11 protein-coding genes are annotated in these 18,985 nt (G+C 66.8%); 8 read left to right on the forward strand and 3 right to left on the reverse strand.

What is annotated here, in order from left to right:
* The first annotated feature begins 54 nt into the window (after window positions 1–54).
* The 5 genes from ASD28_RS19515 to ASD28_RS19535 all read left to right on the forward strand — a co-directional run bounded on the left by ASD28_RS19515 (window position 55) and on the right by ASD28_RS19535 (window position 12,343).
* On the forward strand, window positions 55–2,967 hold the full coding sequence (locus tag ASD28_RS19515) for a type VI secretion system Vgr family protein (RefSeq protein WP_229412122.1): 2,913 nt from the start codon (window positions 55–57) through the stop codon (window positions 2,965–2,967).
* Between the two features lie 42 nt (window positions 2,968–3,009).
* A complete protein-coding gene (locus tag ASD28_RS19520) occupies window positions 3,010–4,674 on the forward strand; it encodes a triacylglycerol lipase (protein ID WP_056131832.1) in 1,665 nt (554 codons plus the stop codon).
* A gap of 352 nt (window positions 4,675–5,026) precedes the next feature.
* The gene (locus tag ASD28_RS19525) at window positions 5,027–6,649 is read left to right on the forward strand and encodes a T6SS immunity protein Tli4 family protein (RefSeq protein WP_156403783.1); all 1,623 of its coding nucleotides are present in this window, start codon (window positions 5,027–5,029) and stop codon (window positions 6,647–6,649) included.
* Window positions 6,650–6,899: 250 nt separating this feature from the next.
* Window positions 6,900–9,851: a TonB-dependent siderophore receptor gene (locus ASD28_RS19530; protein WP_056131839.1), complete on the forward strand. Its 2,952-nt coding sequence runs from the start codon at window positions 6,900–6,902 to the stop codon at window positions 9,849–9,851.
* A 125-nt stretch (window positions 9,852–9,976) separates the two neighbouring features.
* Window positions 9,977–12,343: a DNA internalization-related competence protein ComEC/Rec2 gene (locus tag ASD28_RS19535; RefSeq protein WP_056131843.1), complete on the forward strand. Its 2,367-nt coding sequence runs from the start codon at window positions 9,977–9,979 to the stop codon at window positions 12,341–12,343.
* Here the strand turns inward: ASD28_RS19535 and ASD28_RS19540 are convergent, their stop codons facing one another.
* Window positions 12,344–13,810 carry a HAMP domain-containing sensor histidine kinase gene (locus tag ASD28_RS19540; RefSeq protein WP_056131846.1) on the reverse strand — a complete coding sequence of 489 codons (1,467 nt, stop codon included), beginning with the start codon at window positions 13,808–13,810 and terminating at the stop codon, window positions 12,344–12,346.
* Window positions 13,811–13,812: 2 nt separating this feature from the next.
* On the reverse strand, window positions 13,813–14,499 hold the full coding sequence (locus ASD28_RS19545) for a response regulator transcription factor (protein ID WP_056131851.1): 687 nt from the start codon (window positions 14,497–14,499) through the stop codon (window positions 13,813–13,815).
* A gap of 135 nt (window positions 14,500–14,634) precedes the next feature.
* On the opposite strand from ASD28_RS19545, the gene ASD28_RS19550 reads away from it, so the two are divergent.
* From ASD28_RS19550 to dcd, 3 genes are all read left to right on the forward strand, one after another.
* Window positions 14,635–15,114 carry a Spy/CpxP family protein refolding chaperone gene (locus ASD28_RS19550; RefSeq protein ID WP_056131854.1) on the forward strand — a complete coding sequence of 160 codons (480 nt, stop codon included), beginning with the start codon at window positions 14,635–14,637 and terminating at the stop codon, window positions 15,112–15,114.
* 83 nt (window positions 15,115–15,197) lie between these two features.
* Entirely contained in the window at window positions 15,198–16,034 is an 837-nt protein-coding gene (locus ASD28_RS19555; RefSeq protein WP_056132522.1) for an alpha/beta fold hydrolase, read from the forward strand.
* A 47-nt stretch (window positions 16,035–16,081) separates the two neighbouring features.
* A complete protein-coding gene (gene dcd, locus ASD28_RS19560) occupies window positions 16,082–16,648 on the forward strand; it encodes a dCTP deaminase (RefSeq protein ID WP_056131857.1) in 567 nt (188 codons plus the stop codon).
* 50 nt (window positions 16,649–16,698) lie between these two features.
* On the opposite strand, the gene ASD28_RS19565 is transcribed toward dcd, so the two are convergent.
* Window positions 16,699–18,954 carry an arginine/lysine/ornithine decarboxylase gene (locus ASD28_RS19565; RefSeq protein WP_056131860.1) on the reverse strand — a complete coding sequence of 752 codons (2,256 nt, stop codon included), beginning with the start codon at window positions 18,952–18,954 and terminating at the stop codon, window positions 16,699–16,701.
* Window positions 18,955–18,985 lie beyond the last annotated feature (31 nt).

The following is an 18,985-nucleotide window of genomic DNA, read 5'->3' on the forward strand; positions in this document are numbered from 1 at the left end:
GTCGCGCCGGCGCGCGCTGCGCACCCGCGCGGCGCGCCGCGTGGGACCATCCGCATGCGCCGAAGTTCGCTCCTGTACACCCTGACGCACGTTAATCTCGCGCCGGTTGAAGCATGGAAGAATCCATTCTCGTGCCGCAGCCGCGGCGTGTTCACGGGAGAGACAGTGGAAAGCGCGAGCGATTTCCTGCGGGTTCTGCAGCACGAGAAGGTCCTGAGCACCGCGCACCGGCCGTTGCGCCTGCGCCTGGCCCACGGCGGCCAGCTCGCGGAGGACGTGCTGCTGCCCCAGCGGGTCGTGGGCCACGAGGCGATCTGCGGCGGCATCGACTACCGCGTCGCCTGCCTCGCCAGCAGCCCGCACATCGCGCTGAAAGACCTGATCGCGCTGCCGGCCGAACTGCAGTTCGTCACCGACCGCGGCATGCTTCGCAGCGTGTGCGGCATCGTCACCGAGGCGCGCGCGGGCGATGCGGACGGCGGCCTGGCCGGCTACGAGCTCGTCTTGCGCGACGTGTTCGCCATCATGGAAAAGCGCACCAACAGCCGCGTGTTCCGCTACCAGAACGAGCTGGAGATCGTGCAGGTGCTGTGCGCCGAATGGCGCCAGTCGAACACCGTGCTGGCCAACGCCTTCGAAGTCGAGCTCGATCCGCTGTTCGACATGCGCCAGTTCCCGCCGCGCGAACAGACCATGCAGTACAACGAGTCGGACGCCGCGTTCGTGCGCCGCCTGCTCAAGCGGCGCGGCATCGCCTGGGTGTTCCGGCCGGGCCGCAGCCGCGGCAGCCCCGTCGACCCCGCGCACGACCGCACGCCCGCGCACACGCTGGTGCTGTTCAACGACCCGAACGGCCTGCCGCAGAACGCGGCCGGCACGGTGCGCTACCACCGCGACAGCATGGCGGACGGCCGCGACACCGTCAGTTCCTGGCGCGCCGCGCGCCGCCTGCAGCCGGGCGTCGCCACGCGCCACAGCTGGGACTACAAGAATCCCGGCGCCGCGCAGTTCATGACGGCCTCCGCGCGCAGCAACGTGGACCAGGGCCCGAGCGGCAACACGCTCGCCGCGTCGCTGGACGACTACCTGATCGAGATGCCGCACGCGGGCAACGACGTCGAGGACCACTGGCGCCTGGGCCAGGTGCGCATGAGCCGCCACGAATTCGAATCGAAGTGCTTCCAGGGCGAGGGCAGCGTGCGCGACTTCTGCGCCGGCCAGTATTTCGCGCTCGAAGGCCATCCGGAGATCGACACCCATCCTGCCGCCGAGCGCGATTTCGTGATCACGGAGTTGCACGTGGTGGCCGACAACAACCTGCCGCGCGACCTGGAACGCCACGCCAGGCAGGTGGCGGCGGATGCGGCCCCGAGCGCGCTGCCGGCCCCGCGCGCGGGCGACGGGCAGGCGCGCGTGCGCGTCAGCTTTTCCGCCGTCCGGCGCGGCATTTCGATCGTGCCCGCGTACGACCCGCGCACCGACCTGCCGCAGCCGCCGCTGCAGAGCGCCATCGTCGTCGGGCCGGCCGGCGAGGACGTCCATTGCGACGCGCTGGGCCGCGTGAAAATCCGCTTCCCCGGCATGCGCGTCGCCGACCACCGGCATGCGCACGGCGCCGGCGCGTCCGATTCGCCGGCCGATTCGGCCTGGGTCCGCGTGGCGTCCAACTGGGCCGGCAACGGCAACGGCAGCCAGCAGCAGGCCGGCGCGCTGGCGCTGCCGCGCGTCGGTTCCGAAGTGCTGGTCGCCTTCCTCGGCGGCGACCCGGACCGCCCGATCATCCTCGCCCAGCTGTACAACCAGCGCACGGCGCCGCCCGCGTTCAGCCAGGCGGGCGCGCTGCCGGGCAACCGCTACGTATCCGGCACGCGCACGCACGAGATCCAGGGCGCGCGCGGCAACCAGCTGCGCTTCGACGACACGCGCGGCGAGATCAGCGCGCAGCTTGCCAGCGACCACGGCACATCGGAACTGAATCTCGGCTGGCTGACGCGTCCGCGCGCCGACGGCACCGGCACGCCGCGCGGGGAGGGCGCCGAGCTGCGCAGCGACCTGTCGGTGGCCGTGCGCGGCGCCCAGGGCGTCCTGATCAGCGCGGAGGCGAGCCCGCAGGCGGAAGGCGGCCAGCTCGACCGCGCCGGCCTGGTGGGCCTGGCCGACGTCATGCAGGGCATCCTCGACGAAGTGGGCAGGCTGGCCGCGGTCCACACGGACGACGAGCCGACGGGCCGGCGCCTCGCCGTCCTCGTCGACAAGCTGAAGCGTTGGCATGCGGGCAGCAATGTCGCGGAAGGTGCCGCGGGCGGCGGGGAACCCATCCTGGCTGCGACGGCGCCGAACGGCATCATCGTCGCCAGCAACGACAACCTGGCACTGGGCGCGAGCGGCAAGGTGGACGTCGTCAGCGCGGGCGACGCCGAGGTCGCGGCCGGCGCCAACATCTTCGTGCGCGCCGCTCGCCGCCTGAGCCTGTTCGCCCACGAACTGGGCGTGCGCCTCGTCGCGGGCCGCGGCGACATCGTCGTGCACACGCACGTGGGCAATATCCAGATCAAGTCGGCGGGCCGCATCAGCCTGATCGCTGCCGAACGCATCGAACTGGAAGCGCCGGCCGTGAAGATCATCGCGCCGGGCGCGCAGACCGACTGGGCCGACGGCACGGTCACCCAGCAGACGAGCGGCCGCCAGGTCTTCAAGGCGACGGAGCACGACCTGGTCGGCCCCGGCGGGGCGGCACCGGCAGGCGTGCGCATGCCGACGTCGCACCTGCACACGGACGAATACGTGGTGCTGCGGCACCAGCAGACCGGCAAGCCGGTCCCGAACCAACGCTACAAGGCGACGTTCGAAGACGGCCGCGCCGTCACCGGACGCACCGACGAACAGGGCCGCACCTCGTTGCTGATCGGCGAAATGATCGGCGACGTCGACATGGCCTTCCTCCCCGACGACGACCCGGCCCGTTGACCCCGAATTTTACGCAAACTCAACCCAGACCACGGAGCGCGCATGGCAGACCCGACCCGCCCCTTGCCCAACCTCGTCCCGCAGCCCGACGGCAGCTGGACGGGCCGAACCGTCCTGACCCCCACCTCGTTCACGACACGCGGGCTGTTCACTTTGCCGCCGTCGAAAGTCATTCCGGTCATCGTCGTGCCCGGAATCATGGGGAGCAACCTGCGGGCGGCGACCAGTCCGGCGATGCGGGCGAACGCCGTGCTGGATCCGGGCGAGCCGGCGTGGCGGGCGCCGAACGGGACATTCGAGGGATTGAAGACGGCGCGCAAGTGGAAGGAGTTCGATCCGAAGAAGCGCCAAAAGCTTCTCAACGCACGGACGCTCGAGGTGGATAACCGTGGCGCTATCCACTTGCCGCTGGAAGCACGCAACTACGGTACGACCGAGGCCGAGGTGCGGCAGCGCTGGTGGGGGGAGGTGCATTGGGATTCGTATGGCAGGCTGCTGTACGGCTTGCAGGTTGGCCTCAATCACACGTTCGAGATGGATCCGCTGGATAACGTCCGTGTGATATGCAGCCATTGGAAGAACGTGATGGCGTGCGATCCGGCGCAGTGGGGTGTGCGGGGCATCGCCAGGGTGACGGAGGCGGAGCTCGACAAGCACGCGGCGTATTACTATCCGGTTTATGCCTGTGGCTACAATTGGCTCGAGTCCTGCGACGCATCGGCCAAATGGCTGCGGCAGCGTATCGAACGGATCATTTCTTTCTGGACTGAGCGCAAGCGCGAATGCCGGCAAGTGATCCTGGTCACCCACTCGATGGGTGGATTGGTTGCGCGCGCTTGCGCGAAGCAGATCCCGGAGCAGATCCTGGGCGTCATCCATGGTGCCATGCCCGCCCTTGGTGCGCCCGCATGCTATCGCCGCATCGCATGCGGTACCGAGAAATGGAGTCCTAGCAATGGGCAGGTGGACAATATCAAGGCAGAGCACATCGCCGAAATCCTGGGTGAACTGCCCAAGGACACGATGCCGGTGATGGCCGCCGCGTCCGGCGCTCTGCAGCTGCTACCCAATCATCTTTATCCGCAGCCCTGGCTGCACATCTGCCTGGTCAACAAGGTCAACCATAAAGATGTGCCGCGCGAGGTGGTGCATCTGCCCGCGGGTGATCCCTACGACATGTATCGCGATACGCAGTCGTGGTACAGGTTGATCGACCCTGTGCTCGCAGACCCTGCAAAGCTCTACAACGACACCGAGGTCGTCGATGTTCTACGGCGAGCCGTCGACGAGGCCGAGCGGTTCCACCGCAAGGTCCTGGATACGTACTATCACCCGAACACGTACGCATTTTATGGCGCCGATCCGGAACACATGTCGTTTGGCGCGGTGCGTTGGGTTGCACGCGACCCGGCTGCCGGCGCCGTGTTTACAGAATCTAATATCAAGGCGGCGGCCCGGGCGGGCTATGGCCCGGGTGGCGGGCGACGCGTGCGCGTGGAAGGACGTAGTGATCTCTACTTTGTTCCTGCACGCCAGGACGTGGCCGGCGACGGCACCGTGCCACATCAGTCCGGAGCGGGCCCACGGGGAAAGGTCAGCCAGTTGTTCGACGTGCGTGGAATCGATCATCAGGGCGCATACAACAATGATGCAACCCTGATGCTGACCCAGCACCTGATCGTCAAACTGGTTCAGAAGCTGCAATGAAGCGCACCGGGAAACAGCGTTGGCGCCGTCGCGCCACATCGGTTGCGCCTCCATGCATGATGAGACGCAAGGAAACCCCAAGCCTCATCCAGTGTGCGGGGGCCGCTAAATGTAAATTGGATGGGCGAATGATTGTCGTCCGTACGTTCCTTCGTATGGATGCGTTCATGCGGCAAGTCGTCTTGTCGTCGGGCCCAGTTTCCGTTGCCATGCCGGTACCGACGTTGCCATGACGCGAACAAGGAAACGCGGTTGGCGAGAGCTCATCGTTTTGCTTGCAGCTCTCGCCTGTGCAGGTACCTGGGCCGCTGGCCAGGTCCGCAGCATACGGGACAGATCCGAGGTGGCAAAAATGACGGGAAAGATGAAAACGGTATGCGTCGGACGGTACCTGGTCGACGTTCCTGGCGAGGCCGATGTCAGCTTGTCGGGCGAAAGGATATCCGGGTTCGCGATCGACTCCGTCGAGGAAGACGAGGCCACATTCCGTGGGCGGGTGGCGGCACGCGAGGCAGAGATCGCGGCACGCGGCCGCGATCACGACGACAGCGGCGAAGGCGGGATGCTCGACGCCCATGACCTCCGTATTCCCGGGGTCACCGGGCGAAGCTTCGTTTACGGCCGCAGCCGCGGGCATATGATGAACGGGGATCGCCGGATCGATATGGAATCGGTGTCGATCGAAGTCCATGCGCACATGAACGGTTTGAGTTTCACGATGTCTGCGTCGTCGAAGCAGGCGCAAGGTGTCAAGGACGCAGAAACGCTGCTGGCACGATTGCAAGTGCGCGGCACGGACGAGATTCCGCGTGGTCCCGGGTTCTGCATCTGGCGAGGGGTCTTCGCGGAACCTTTGCCGGAACATGAGAACGAACATGTCACCCTGCATCTCGGCCTGCCTGGCCATCCGGACATGGGATTGGCATTCGACGTCATGCCTGCTGGTCGCACTGACCGCAGCTTGCTTGTCCGTGTCGCCGATATCGACGCAGACGCCAGCGCCGATGAAATGCTGCGCGTGACAAAGCTGCGCTCGGGCAAGCGGAGCATCAATGGCATTGACGGGGAAGAGGTCCTGGAGCGCGTCCGCGAACTGAATTTCACGACGGGCTATAGCTTCATGTGGGAGGCGCATGGGGTCGGCAATGATCACTTGCAGCCGTACTTGCTGCTTAACATGGAAACCGGCACAAACCCGAGCCCCGGGGGAAAACCTGTCGATTCCAGTCTTCATGAAGACGCCGTGCTCGAGCTTTGGGACAGCATTTCGTCCAGCATCCGCCTGCGCAAGTCCGATTCGCCGCCGCCAACGGATCCGCCGCCGGAACCGCCCGGACCGAAACTGGGTGCGTTGGCGACTGCCGGAGAAATCTGTCCGCAATCCGGCTGGTGGAAATGCCGCGAAGGCGGCCCCGGCGTGGACGTACACGGCGGATCGGTCCAATGGATACGCAAAGGCGACCGCATGCCACAGGCGCTGCTGCTACCGCGCCAGACGCTGTGGCAAAAGCTGCGCGGTCTCCAGCCGAGCATCGAACCGTCGCAGCCGACGACGTGGAGGCTGGTCGATCAACGGCTACGTCCCCGTACGCCAATGCTGGTCACCCTTGCCCCGCCGGGACCGGGCAGTCTCGCCCTGGAAGGCGAAGCCGACCCCGTCCAGGAAGCCGCTCTCGGCACGAACGTCAGGACCGGTGAAATCTGTCCGGCGAGCGGCTGGTGGCGTTGCGGGGAGGCGCATGCGCTCGACGGCACGCGCTGGTTCCCGCGCGGAAGCACGCTTCCGGCTGCGACCTTCCAGGTAGCCGTGGGCATGTTCGGGCGTTCGGCCGGTCCGGAAGTGATCCAGCGACGCAGTACGTGGCAACTGATGCGCATCGCCGAAGCCGAACGCGTCGCACTTTTCGCCGGGTCCGTACAGGACGGACAACCCGTGCCCGGGCCGCCGCCAATGGGACCATCGACGCTCGCCTGAGCCTTTGTCATTGGCAGTGCTGTTCGGTATTTTATAAATGAAATCCATTTCATGCTGGCCGCGTCCGTTTTCGTATCGACGGATATCGCGCTTTGGCTTGATCGCCAGTGCTGGCCGCGTCGGTTTTTTATAAATGATATCCATTTTTGTATCGGAGGACGAAAAAAAGGAATTGGATGGTAGCGTGTAACATCCCTAGGATGATTTTTCACACTATTCAAGGTGTGATAAAAATCATAACGGAGATCTCATGACCATTCGACCCGCCAGGCGCAGCGAGGCCCAGCCTCCACAACCCTATCCCTTGAAACTGTCCACCGCAGCATTGCTCGGAGCAGGCCTGATCAGCGCCGCAACCGTCTGCGCGCAGGAAGCAGCGCCCGCTCCCAAGGCCGTCGACAATGTGGTGACGGTGACCGGTTCGCGCATCGCGGCGCGCGGCTTCAACCAGCCCACCCCGACCACGACGTTGACCGCCGACGATATCGAAAAATCGGCCGAGCCGAACATCTTCAACACCATCGCCCAGCTGCCGGCGCTGCAGGGCAGCACGGGCAGCCAGGTGCTGACGTACAGCACGTCGAGCGGCCAACAGGGACTGAGTGCGTTCAGCCTGCGCGGCCTGGGCGCGTTCCGCACGCTGACGCTGCTCGACGGCCAGCGCGTGGTGCCGGCCAATGTCACCGGCGTCACCGACATCAGCCAGTTTCCACAATTGCTGGTCAAGCGCGTCGACGTGGTCACCGGCGGCGCGTCGGCCTCGTATGGCTCGGACGCGGTCGGCGGCGTCGTCAACTTCATCACGGACAAGAAATTCAAGGGCTTCAAGGCCAACATCGAGGGTGGCGAGACCACCTACCACGATGACAAGAACGTCACGCTGCAGGCGGCATGGGGCCGCGGCTTCCTGGACGACAAGCTGCATGTCGTGGTCAGCGTGGAGCGCAGCAAGGAGGATGGCATACCGCCCAACGGCTTCGGCGCCGGCCCGGGCCCGAACGGCCGCACCGCGTTCAAGGCGCCGGCCTTTCAAACGCGTCCGTTTGCCCAGACCACCGACGGCAAGCCGCAAATCTACGACATCCGTAACGCCCAGAATTACCAATACAACCTCTATGGCCTGATCACCTCCGGCCCGCTGCAAGGCACGGCCTTCGGCGATGGCGGCGTGCCGTACAAGTTCAACTACGGTTCCAACGGCGTGCCCGACGGTAAGGGCGGCGTGAGCGGCTGTATCAGCCCGTTCTGCGTGGGCGGCGACCTGTCTGGCGTGTCGGCCAATACCACGACGCTGGCCTCGGAGCTCAAGCGCGAGAACGCCTACACCCGCATCGGCTATGCGATCAATGACGACCACGAGATCTACATGACGATCAACGCGGCCGAGGTCAATTCGCAGAACCAGCCCAATGGCGGGGCGCCGAAAAACGCCAACCTCACCATCCAGTGCGACAATCCGTTCCTGCCCGCCTCGATCGCGGCAGCCTGCGCGGCCAACAACATCACCAGCTTCCAGTACGGCACCGCCAACGCGAATCTTCCGAAATACATCAGCGTCGTGCCGACCCGTCGCATGGCGCGCTACGTGATCGGCGCCGACGGCCGCTTCGATGCCGGCGGTACGACCTGGTCGTACAACGGCTACTACCAGCGCGGCATCAACCGCACCGACCTGTACGTCAACAACATCACGCTGACGCCGCGCTATAACGCCGCGATCGACGCCATCCGTCTGCCCGACGGCAGCATCGTCTGCCGCAACGTCGTCGCGCGCAATTCGGGGTGCCAGCCCCTCAACATCATCGGCAACGTCCCGCAGAGCACCGGTGCGCTGGCCTATGTGATGCCGCCGAACGGCCCGCAGCAGCACGCCCGCCAGACCCAGGATGTGGCCAGCTTCAACGTCAGCGGCGAGCCGCTCGCGCTGTGGGCCGGTCCGCTGGCCGTCGCCACCGGTCTCGAGTACCGCAGGGAGGCCTATACCGTGCGCGCCGACCCGTACGGCAACGGCGTCACGGCGGACAGCCCGAATTCGCCCGCCTACCCGGCCGATCCGCTGCTGAACACGTCGTCCGGCGCGAACTGGTTTGCGGGCAATTACCACAACGGCTCGGGCGCCTATTCCGTGCGCGAAGCGTACCTGGAAGTCAATCTGCCGCTGTTCAAGTCGGCTGGGCTCGGCGAAGCCAACCTGAACGTGGCGGGACGCGGCACCAGTTACAGCACCGCCGGCAACGCCAAGACCTGGAAGATAGGCGGAACCTGGAAAACGAGCATCGACGGGGTGCGCCTGCGGGCCGTCACCTCGCGCGACGTGCGTGCGCCCAATCTGAGCGAACTGTTCGCGCCGGTCGTGATCACCAACAACGTCGTGAACCACAAAGGCACGACCTTGACGGTGCAGCAGCAGGTCACCGGGAACCCGGCGCTCAAGCCGGAGGTCGCGCGCAGCACCGAGCTGGGCATCGTCCTCGCGCAACCGCGCTGGGCGCCGGGTTTCAGTGCCTCGTTCGACTATTACACGATCAAGGTGAACGGCGTCATTTCGACGCTGGGCCTGCAGCAGGAGGTCGACCTGTGCGACGCCGGGCACCAGGACCTGTGCGCGGCCATGGTGCTCGACAGCGCCGTGCCGACGAATAACTACGTGCGCCTGCAGCAATTCAACCTGGCGTCGCTCAAGCTCAAGGGCTATGACATCGAGACCTCGTACCGCGGCAGCATGGCCGGCCTGGGCCTGCCCGGCATGTTCACGCTGCGCGCGCTGGCCACGCATACGATCGACAACATCACGGACTCGGGCGTACCCGGCACCATTCCGACGCAGGGGGCGGGCGTCAACATGGGCACCACGCCGCGCTGGAAGCTGCTGGCCTCTCAGGGCTGGTCGTCGGACAGCGGCAGCCTGACGCTGAGCGAGCGCTGGATCAGCAACGGTGTCTACAGCAATGAGTACATCGAGTGCCAGACCAACTGTCCGGTCTCCACGCCTATCCACCAGACCATCGACAACAACCACATGAAAGGCGTGTTGTATGTCGACCTGGGCGCAACCTACAAGGTGTCGGAGAACGTCATGGCCTATGCCAAGATCGACAACCTGGCCAACCGCAACGCGCCGACCTCGGGCAATGGCATCAACCCGTCTCTGTACGACCTGTTCGGTCGCATGTATCGCGCCGGCGTGCGATTCACGTTCTGAGTCGAGTGGCGCCGCCGCAGCGCTCTTCAGCTGTGGCAGCTCAACAGAGGGTGTGGTAGCGCCGCTTCGGCCGTCCGCGCTGCGTAAGATATGCGCTGGACAGTGCCAGACGAAAGGCAGGCGCCATGCGGATCGCGATATGCAGCTTTGTCGCCGGCGTCGCGTGGCTGCAGTGCCGGGCTGCGCTTCCCACATGGAGCGCGCTGGCATTCGGGGCGGTCTTGCTGCTGGCCTGCCTCATGGTTCGGCGACCGCGGCGGCGGATCCCCCTGTTGATTACCGGCGGCGCACTGTTGGGTTTCGGCTGGGCGGCGTTCCTCGCGGGCGGCGCGCTCGCGGACCAACTGGCGGCGGTGGACGAGGGGCGCGACGTCACCCTGGTGGGCACCATCGATAATCTGCCCTATCGCTTCGATGGTGGTGTGCGCTTCAATTTCGCGGTCGAGCACGTCGTCGGTGGCGCGCTGAAGGTGCCACGGCGCGTAGCGCTCTCCTGGTATTCGGGCTCGCGCAACACGGTTGCCACGGTCGGCGACGTCCAGCCGGGCCAGCGCTGGCAATTGACGGTGCGCCTGCAGCGCCCGCACGGCAACGCAAACCCGGGCGGATTCGATTACGAAGCGTGGCTGCTGGAACAGGGCGTGCGCGCCACCGGCTATGTGCGCGCCGACGACGGCAACCGGCTGCTGGACGCGTTCGTGGCCGCTCCCGGCGCGGTCGTCGAGCGCGTCCGCGCGGCGCTGCGCGCGCGCATCCAGGCCGCACTCGCGGGACGCACGTACGCGGGCGTGGTCGTGGCACTGGTGATCGGCGACCAGCGCGGCATCGAGCAGGCCGACTGGCAGGTGTTCAACCGCACCGGCATCGGTCACCTCATTTCGATCTCGGGCCTGCACATCACGATGATCGCGGGACTCGCCGCGTGGGCCGTCTCGGCGTTGTGGCGCCGCTCGTTCTTCACCGATGCGCGCCTGCCGCTGCGCCTGCCGGCACAGAAGGCCGCCGCGCTGGCCGGCAACGTCGTCGCCTTGCTGTACGTGCTGCTGGCCGGCTTCGGCGTGCCGGCACAACGCACGCTGTACATGCTGTCCGTCGTCGCGCTCGCGTTGTGGATGGGGCGTCTCGCGGCCGTGTCGCACGTGTTGTGCACGGCGCTCGCGGTGGTCGTGCTGCTCGATCCGTGGGCCGTGCTGTGGCCGGGGTTCTGGCTGTCGTTCGGGGCCGTGGCCGTCATCCTGTTCGCGGGGCATGGCCGCATCGGGCCGCCGCCCACGGGCCCGCGCGGCGCGCTGCTGCTGGCCGGACGGACGCAATGGGCCGTCACGGCGGGACTGGTGCCGTTGACGTTGCTGTTGTTCGGCCAGGTGTCGATCGTGAGCCCGGTCGCGAATGCGGTGGCGATCCCGCTCGTCAGCTTCGTCGTGACGCCGCTCGCGCTGGCCGGCAGCCTGGTTCCCGGGCCGCCGGGCGACTGGCTGCTCCTGCTCGCGCACTGGACGGTGGAGATGCTCGCCTGGCTGCTGCGGCTGATGGCCGGCTGGCCCGGTGCCGTGTGGCGCGCGCCGGCGCCGCAGGCGTGGGTGTTCGCGCTGGGACTCGGCGGCATCCTGTGGATGCTGATGCCGCGCGGCTGGCCGCACCGCTGGGCCGGGGCCGTCGCGCTGCTGCCGATGCTGTTGCAGCGCCCGGACCATCCACGCGACAACACCTTTCGCGTGACCGCGTTCGATGTCGGCCAGGGCATGGCGCTGCTCGTCGAAACGGAGCGGCACCGCCTGCTGTACGACACCGGTCCCGCGTACGCCCCGGGCGCGGACGGCGGCAGCCGCGTGATCCTGCCGTACCTGCGGATGCGCGGCATCGCCACGCTCGACGGGATCGTCGTCAGCCATGGCGACAAGGACCACACGGGCGGGGCGCTGGCGGTGCTGGAAGGCGTCGACGCGGGCTGGCTCGCCTCGTCGCTGCCCGCCGATCACGCGATCGTCCGCGCCGTGCGCCGCCACGTGCGCTGCAGCGCCGGCCAGCATTGGGAATGGGACGGCATCGCGTTCGACATGCTGCATCCGACGCCGGCCAGCTACGATGACGCGCACCTGAAGACGAATGCGCGCAGCTGCACGCTGCGCATCAGCAATGGCCGGCGCACGGTGCTGCTGGCCGGCGACATCGAGGCGGCGCAGGAAGCGGCGCTGGTCGATCGTGCAGCGGATCGCCTGCACGCGGACGTCCTGCTGGCGCCGCACCATGGCAGCGGCACGTCGTCCACGCCGGCCTTCCTGCAGACGGTACGTCCGGACATCGCGCTCTTCCAGGTCGGATACCGCAACCGCTATCACCATCCGAAGCCCGAAGTCTACGACCGCTACGGCACGCTCGGCGCCCTGCGCCTGCGGACCGACGACGCGGGCGCGCTGACGCTGGACTTCGGCGCCGACGTGGCCTGGCGCGGCTACAGGAACGAGCACGCGCGCTACTGGTACGGGCGCTGATTACGCCACGCGCGGCAGCGTGATCGTGACGCGCAAGCCGCCTTCGGGCCGGTTGGCGGCCGAGATCCGTCCGCCATGCGTCTCCACGACCCGCTTGGCGATCGCGAGTCCGAGCCCATGGCCGTCGACGTTGTTGAGCGTGGGGTTGGAGCGGAAGAACGGTTCGAACACGTCGCCCAGGTGTTCGGGCGCGATGCCCTGGCCCTTGTCGAGGACTTCGATGTGAACGAGGTCGCCGTCCGGATGCAGGCAGACGTTCACGGGGCCGCCCGCGCCGTGCTTGACGGCGTTGCGCACGATGTTCTCGACGGCGCTCCACAGCAGGTCCGGGGCGCCGCGCACCGTGACCGGTTCCGGCGCGTCGACCTCCACCACCGCGCCGGCTTCGAAGCGGGCATCGTCGGCGATCTGGTCGACCATCTCGACGAGGTCGACGGGCTCGGTGGCGGGCAGCGTCGTCGCCGCTTCCAGGCGCGACAATGTCAGCAGCTCGCCGACGAGGCGGTCCATGCGTACGCTTTCGCGCTCGATGCGTTCGAGCGACGCCTGCAGGCGGTCCGGCCGCTGGTGCGCGAGGCCGATGGCGGCCTGCAGGCGCGCGAGCGGCGAACGCAGTTCGTGCGAGACGTCGTGCAGCAGGCGGCGCTGGCCATCCATCAGGGCGCGCAGCTGGGCGCTCATGCGGTCGAAATCCTGGCCCAGTTCCGCCAACTCGTCGCCGATGAGGCGCGGCGCCGCGTGGGCGAATTTCGGCGCGAGGTCGCCCGCCGAGGCGGCGTCGAAGGCGCGCTGCAGGGCGCGGATCGGGCGCGAGAAATACCAGGCGAGGAGGGCGGCGAACAGGAGGCTGGCCAGCGTGGCGGCGACGATGGGCAGCCAGGGGCCCACGTGCCGGCTGAATTCCGGCGGCAGGCCGAACCAGCCGCCACCCGGGCCGCCCGGGCCGCCGGGTCCGCCGTCCATGCGCGCGCCCGGGTCGCCGTCGCCTGGGCCGGCCGGCGGCGGCCCGGCGCCCGGTCCGGTGCCGAAGCCGCGCGGACCCGGACCGTCCATGCCCGGCACATGCCATGCGCGCGAGGCGAAGGCCGTGTAGCGGCGGCCGTCGGCGCCCGTCAGGTGGGCGACGGCATGGGTGTGGCCGTCGCCGTTCAGGTTGCGCTCGACTTCCTCGCGCAGCCTGGCGGGCACGGGCCGGTCGAGCAGTTCGTGGCCCTGCTCGTCGAGAACGTACAAATGCATGCGGCGGCTCCCGGCGGCGAGGTCGCGCAACGCGTCGATGCCACCGTGCTTCAGCGTCGCGGCGGCTGCGTCCAGCATGATCGTCGCGGGGGGACTCTTGTCGAGCGTGGGTTCGCCGCCGCGCTGGCGCGCCTGGTCGCGCAGCCACAAGGTGCCGCCGACGCCGATCGTGGCCGCCACCTGGGCCAGCAGGATGGACAGGAAAAACTTCCAGAACAGCCGGCCCATCGCTACTCGCGGATCAGCTGGTAGCCGAGACGGTAGACGGTCTGCAGGCAGGAACGCCCGTCGGACAGCGTGCCCAGTTTATGGCGCAGGCTCGACAGGTGGACGTCGATGTTGCGGTCGAAGCGGGCCAGCGGGCGGCCCAGTCCCTGCTCGGAGAGGTCGTTCTTGCTGACCGGACGGCCCGCATTGCGCGCCAGGACTTCGAGCAGGTTGAATTCGGTGCTGGTCAGGTCCAGCGGCTGGCTGTCCCACATGGCGCGGCGCTGCTCCGGCAGCATCGTCAGCTTGCCGACGGTGAGCGTGATGCCGGGACCGTCGTTAGGCGAGCTTTGCGTGCGGCGCAGGATGGCGCGCACGCGCGCCGTGAGTTCGCGCGGCGTGCAGGGCTTCGTGACGTAGTCGTCGGCGCCCAGTTCGAGGCCGAGGATGCGGTCGGCGTCGTCGCCGCGCCCCGTCAGCATCAGGATCGGCATGCGGCTGGCGGCGCGGATGCGGCGCAGCGTCTCGATGCCGTTCATGCGGGGCATCATCACGTCGAGGATGGCGATCGCGTACTGGCCGGTCAGCGCTTCGCGCGCGCCCGTCTCGCCGTCGTGGGCGCAGGCGACGCGAAAGCCTTCCTGTTCCAGGTATTCGGAAAACATGCCGACCAGTTCGGTGTCGTCGTCGATAAGCAGGACTTGGTTCATGTTCGCATCTTAGCGCAGCGCGGCTGTGCCGGCCACGACCGCCGCCGGCTCTTTACGCGCTTTTACACGCCGACAACACGCCTTAACATCGAGACAATCGAGAATGGCGTCTCCGAACAAAAAAGGATGACACACATGAAATTCACAAGCCTTTCCGCGGCAGCCGCGCTGCTCGCCGCCTGCCTTGCCGCCGCCCCGGCCTTCGCGACCGGCGAACCGGATGCGCCGCCGGCCGCCGGCCGGCACGGTCCCGACGGTGACCACGAGCGGGGCCCGGGCATGCCCTTCGGCCACGTGCCGCTGCACCGCCTGAAGCTGACGGAAGCCCAGCAGGACAAGGTGTTCGCCATCGTGCACGCCCAGGAACCGCAGCGCCGCGAGTACGACAAGGCGATCCGCAAGGCGCACGAAGGTTTGCGCGAACTGGGCCGCGCCGACGGGTTCGACGAGGCCAGGGCCGGCGCGCTGTCGCGCGACCTCGGCCAGGCGGTGGCCGCCCAGGCGCTGCTGCAGGCACGCACCGACGCGCAGATCCAGGCCGTGCTGACGCCGGAGCAGCGCGAGCAACTGCGCCAGCACCGCATGCGCGGACACGATGGGGGCGAGCGGCCGTAGGCGTTTCCCTCTAAATACTTGGAGATAATGACATTACAATGGGTGTCGTCCTGACTATGCGCTGCCGCGTCATCCCATTCCCGATGTCCAAGCCTTTACTCCATTTCACCCACGGGAACAGCTACCCGTCCGGTTCGTACGGCCGCCTGCTGGACGACTTGCGCCGTGATTTCGACGTGCGCACGACGGACATGCTGGGCCACGATCCGCGCTTTCCCGTGCGCGACAACTGGCACACGCTGATCGACGAGCTGATCGCGCAGCTGGAGGGGTACGGCCAGCCGGCGATCCTCGTCGGCCATTCGCTGGGCGGCGCCGTCAGCATGCTGGCGGCGCACCGGCGGCCGGACCTGGTGCGCTGCGTGGTGATGCTGGATTCCCCCGTCGTTGCGGGCTGGCGGGCGTGGGTGTGGCGGTTCGCGAAGATGCTCGGACTGCGCATGCGGCTGTCGCCGGGGAACGTGGCCCGGCGGCGGCGCAACGTGTGGCCGTCGCGTGCGGCCGCCTTCGAGCATTTCATGGCGAAACCCGTGTTCCGGGCATGGGCGCCGGGTGCCCTCGACGATTACCTGGAGCACGGCCTGGTAGCGCATGCCGAGGGCGTGCAACTCCGCTTCGACCGCGACGTCGAAGCGGCGATCTACAGCACGCTGCCGCACGACATGGACCGGGTGCTGCGTGCGCCTTTCCCCGTGCCCGTCGGCTTCATCGCGGGGACCGATTCCACGGAGCTGCGCCAGGCGGGCCTGGACGGGACGCGCCGGCTGGTCGGCGGCAATCTCGTCACGATCGAAGGCACGCACCTGTACCCGATGGAGAAGCCGGCGCTGACCGCCGCGTTGACACGCGAGATGATCGCGCGGCTGCTCGCACAGGCCGAGGAAAAAAAGGCCGGTCGTCCCAAGGCGCTTTTCGCGTAAAATTGCGGGATTCATATCCCCATTTTTTTTGGAAAAGAAGCCCAGCGATGAGTATCAAGAGCGACAAATGGATCCGCCGGATGGCGGAAGAACACGGCATGATCGAACCGTTCTCGCCGAAACAGGTGCGCGAGACGGACGGCCGCAAGATCATTTCGTGGGGCACGTCCTCGTACGGCTACGACATCCGCTGCGCCGACGAATTCAAGGTGTTCACGAACATCAACAGCACCATCGTCGATCCGAAGAACTTCGATTCGAACTCGTTCGTCGACGTGAAGAGCGACGTGTGCATCATCCCGCCGAACTCCTTCGCGCTGGCCCGCACGATCGAGTACTTCAAGATCCCGCGCAACGTGCTGACCGTCTGCCTGGGCAAGTCGACCTACGCGCGCTGCGGCATCATCGTCAACGTGACGCCGTTCGAGCCGGAGTGGGAAGGCTATGTGACCCTGGAGTTTTCGAACACGACGCCGCTGCCGGCCAAGATCTACGCCGGCGAAGGCTGCGCACAGGTGCTGTTCTTCGAGAGCGACGAGGTCTGCGAGACCTCGTACAAGGACCGCGGCGGCAAGTACCAGGGCCAGCATGGCGTGACGCTGCCGAAGGCCTGATCGCGCCGAACACGTAAAAAAGGAGGCCGCGGCCTCCTTTTTTTACGTCGTCAGTCCTGCTTCACGCAGTCGACGAAATACCCCAGCTTCCCGTCGATCTCGCGCTTCACGAGACCATGCACGTCCGTCTCGAAGCCCGGGAACCGCTCGTTGAAGTCGCGTGCGAAGCGCAGGTAGTCGACGATGGTCTTGTTGAAACGCTCGCCCGGGATCAGCAGGGGGATGCCCGGCGGGTAGGGCGTCAGCAGGATCGCCGTGATGCGGCCTTCCAGTTCCTCGATCGCCACGCGCTCGATCTCGCGGTGCGCCATCTTCGCGAACGCATCCGACGGCTTCATCGCCGGGATCATGTCCGACAAATACATCTCGGTGGTCAGGCGGGCGACGTCGCGCGATTTGTAGAAGTCGTGGATCTGCTGGCACAGGTCGCGCAGGCCCCACGATTCGTAGCGCGGGTTCGCGGCCGTGAACTCCGGCATGATGCGCCACATCGGCTGGTTGCGGTCGTAGTCGTCCTTGAACTGCTGCAGCGCGGTGACGAGCGTGTTCCAGCGGCCTTTCGTGATGCCGATCGTGAACATGATGAAGAACGAGTACAGGCCGCACTTCTCGATGATCACGCCGTGCTCGGCGAGGTACTTGGTGACGATCGACGCCGGGATGCCGGAGGTGCCGAACGAGCCGTCCAGCGACAGGCCCGGGGTGACGACCGTCGCCTTGATCGGGTCGAGCATGTTGAAGCCTTCGGCCAGCCTGCCGAAGCCGTGCCAGTCGTCGTCCGCGTGGATCATCCAGTCGGCCTGCGTGCCGATGCCTTCCTCGCTCGTGACCTGCGGGCCCCACACCTTGAACCACCAGTCGTCGCCGTAGTCCTCGTCGACCTTCTGCATCGCGCGGCGGAAGTCCAGCGCTTCATAGATCGATTCCTCGACGAGGGCCGTGCCGCCCGGCGCTTCCATCATCGCGGCGGCGACGTCGCACGACGCGATGATCGAGTACTGCGGCGACGTCGACGTGTGCATCAGGTACGCCTCGTTGAATGCGTCCTGGTCCAGCGCCACGGTCTCCGATTCGCGCACGAGCACCTGCGAGGCCTGCGACAGGCCCGCGAGCAGCTTGTGCGTGGACTGCGTCGAGAAGATCATCGACTGCTTCGCGCGCGGGCGGTCGCGGCCGATCGCGTGCATGTTGCGGTAGAAGTCGTGGAACGTCGCGTGCGGCAGCCAGGCTTCGTCGAAGTGCAAGGTGTCGATCTCGCCGTCCAGCAGTTCGCGCAAGGTCTCGACGTTGTAGACGACGCCGTCGTAGGTCGACTGCGTGATCGTCAGGATGCGCGGCTTCTTGTTCTTCGCTTCGCGGGCGAACGGGTTCGCTTCGATCTTCCGGCGGATCGACTCCGGCGAGAATTCTTCCAGCGGGATCGGGCCGATGATGCCGAGGTTGTTCCGGGTCGGCATCAGGAACACGGGGATCGCGCCGCACATGATGATCGAGTGCAGGATCGACTTATGGCAGTTGCGGTCGACGACGACGATGTCGCCCGGCGCCACGGTCGAATGCCACACCATCTTGTTCGACGTCGAGGTGCCGTTCGTGACGAAGTAGCAGTGGTCGGCGTTGTAGATGCGCGCGGCGTTGCGCTCCGACTTCGCGACGGGGCCCGTGTGGTCCAGCAGCTGGCCCAGTTCCTCGACGGCGTTGCAGACGTCGGCGCGCAGCATGTTCTCGCCGAAGAACTGGTGGAACATCTGGCCGATCGGCGACTTCAGGAACGCGACGCCGCCCGAGTGGCCCGGGCAGTGCCAGGAATACGACCCGTCGTTGGCGTAGTTGACGAGCGCGCGGAAGAACGGCGGCGCCAGGCTGTCCAGGTAGGCTTTCGCTTCGCGGATGATGTGGCGCGCGACGAATTCCGGCGTGTCCTCGAACATGTGGATGAAGCCGTGCAGCTCCTTCAGGATGTCGTTCGGGATGTGGCGGCTCGTGCGGGTCTCGCCGTAGATGTAGATCGGGATGTCCGAGTTCTTGTGGCGGATCTCCTGCACGAACGCGCGCAGGCCGCTCAGTGCGAAATTGGTCTCCTCGATGGTGCCGCCGCCGAATTCCTCGTCGTCGATCGACAGCACGAAGGCGGAAGCGCGCGACTGCTGCTGGGCGAACTGGGACAGGTCGCCATAGCTGGTCAGGCCGAGCACTTCCATGCCTTCTTTTTCCATCGCGGCCGCAAGCGCGCGAATGCCGAGACCGGACGTGTTCTCGGAACGGAAATCCTCGTCAATGATGACGATTGGGAAACGAAATTTCATGGACAGCTCCAAAGCGAAGCGCCGTGCGCGC

It is taken from the genome of Massilia sp. Root133 (assembly GCF_001426525.1).
GTDB classification, from domain to species: Bacteria; Pseudomonadota; Gammaproteobacteria; order Burkholderiales; family Burkholderiaceae_D; genus Telluria; species Telluria orientalis.

Excerpts from the sequence above, each read along its gene's own strand:
- ASD28_RS19515 (WP_229412122.1), top strand. The coding sequence starts at position 55 with ATGCGCCGAAGTTCGCTCCTGTACACCCTGACGCACGTTAATCTCGCG.
- ASD28_RS19520 (WP_056131832.1), top strand. The coding sequence starts at position 3,010 with ATGGCAGACCCGACCCGCCCCTTGCCCAACCTCGTCCCGCAGCCCGAC.
- ASD28_RS19525 (WP_156403783.1), top strand. The coding sequence starts at position 5,027 with ATGACGGGAAAGATGAAAACGGTATGCGTCGGACGGTACCTGGTCGAC.
- ASD28_RS19530 (WP_056131839.1), top strand. The coding sequence starts at position 6,900 with ATGACCATTCGACCCGCCAGGCGCAGCGAGGCCCAGCCTCCACAACCC.
- ASD28_RS19535 (WP_056131843.1), top strand. The coding sequence starts at position 9,977 with ATGCGGATCGCGATATGCAGCTTTGTCGCCGGCGTCGCGTGGCTGCAG.
- ASD28_RS19540 (WP_056131846.1), bottom strand. The coding sequence starts at position 13,810 with ATGGGCCGGCTGTTCTGGAAGTTTTTCCTGTCCATCCTGCTGGCCCAG.
- ASD28_RS19545 (WP_056131851.1), bottom strand. The coding sequence starts at position 14,499 with ATGAACCAAGTCCTGCTTATCGACGACGACACCGAACTGGTCGGCATG.
- ASD28_RS19550 (WP_056131854.1), top strand. The coding sequence starts at position 14,635 with ATGAAATTCACAAGCCTTTCCGCGGCAGCCGCGCTGCTCGCCGCCTGC.
- ASD28_RS19555 (WP_056132522.1), top strand. The coding sequence starts at position 15,198 with ATGTCCAAGCCTTTACTCCATTTCACCCACGGGAACAGCTACCCGTCC.
- dcd (WP_056131857.1), top strand. The coding sequence starts at position 16,082 with ATGAGTATCAAGAGCGACAAATGGATCCGCCGGATGGCGGAAGAACAC.
- ASD28_RS19565 (WP_056131860.1), bottom strand. The coding sequence starts at position 18,954 with ATGAAATTTCGTTTCCCAATCGTCATCATTGACGAGGATTTCCGTTCC.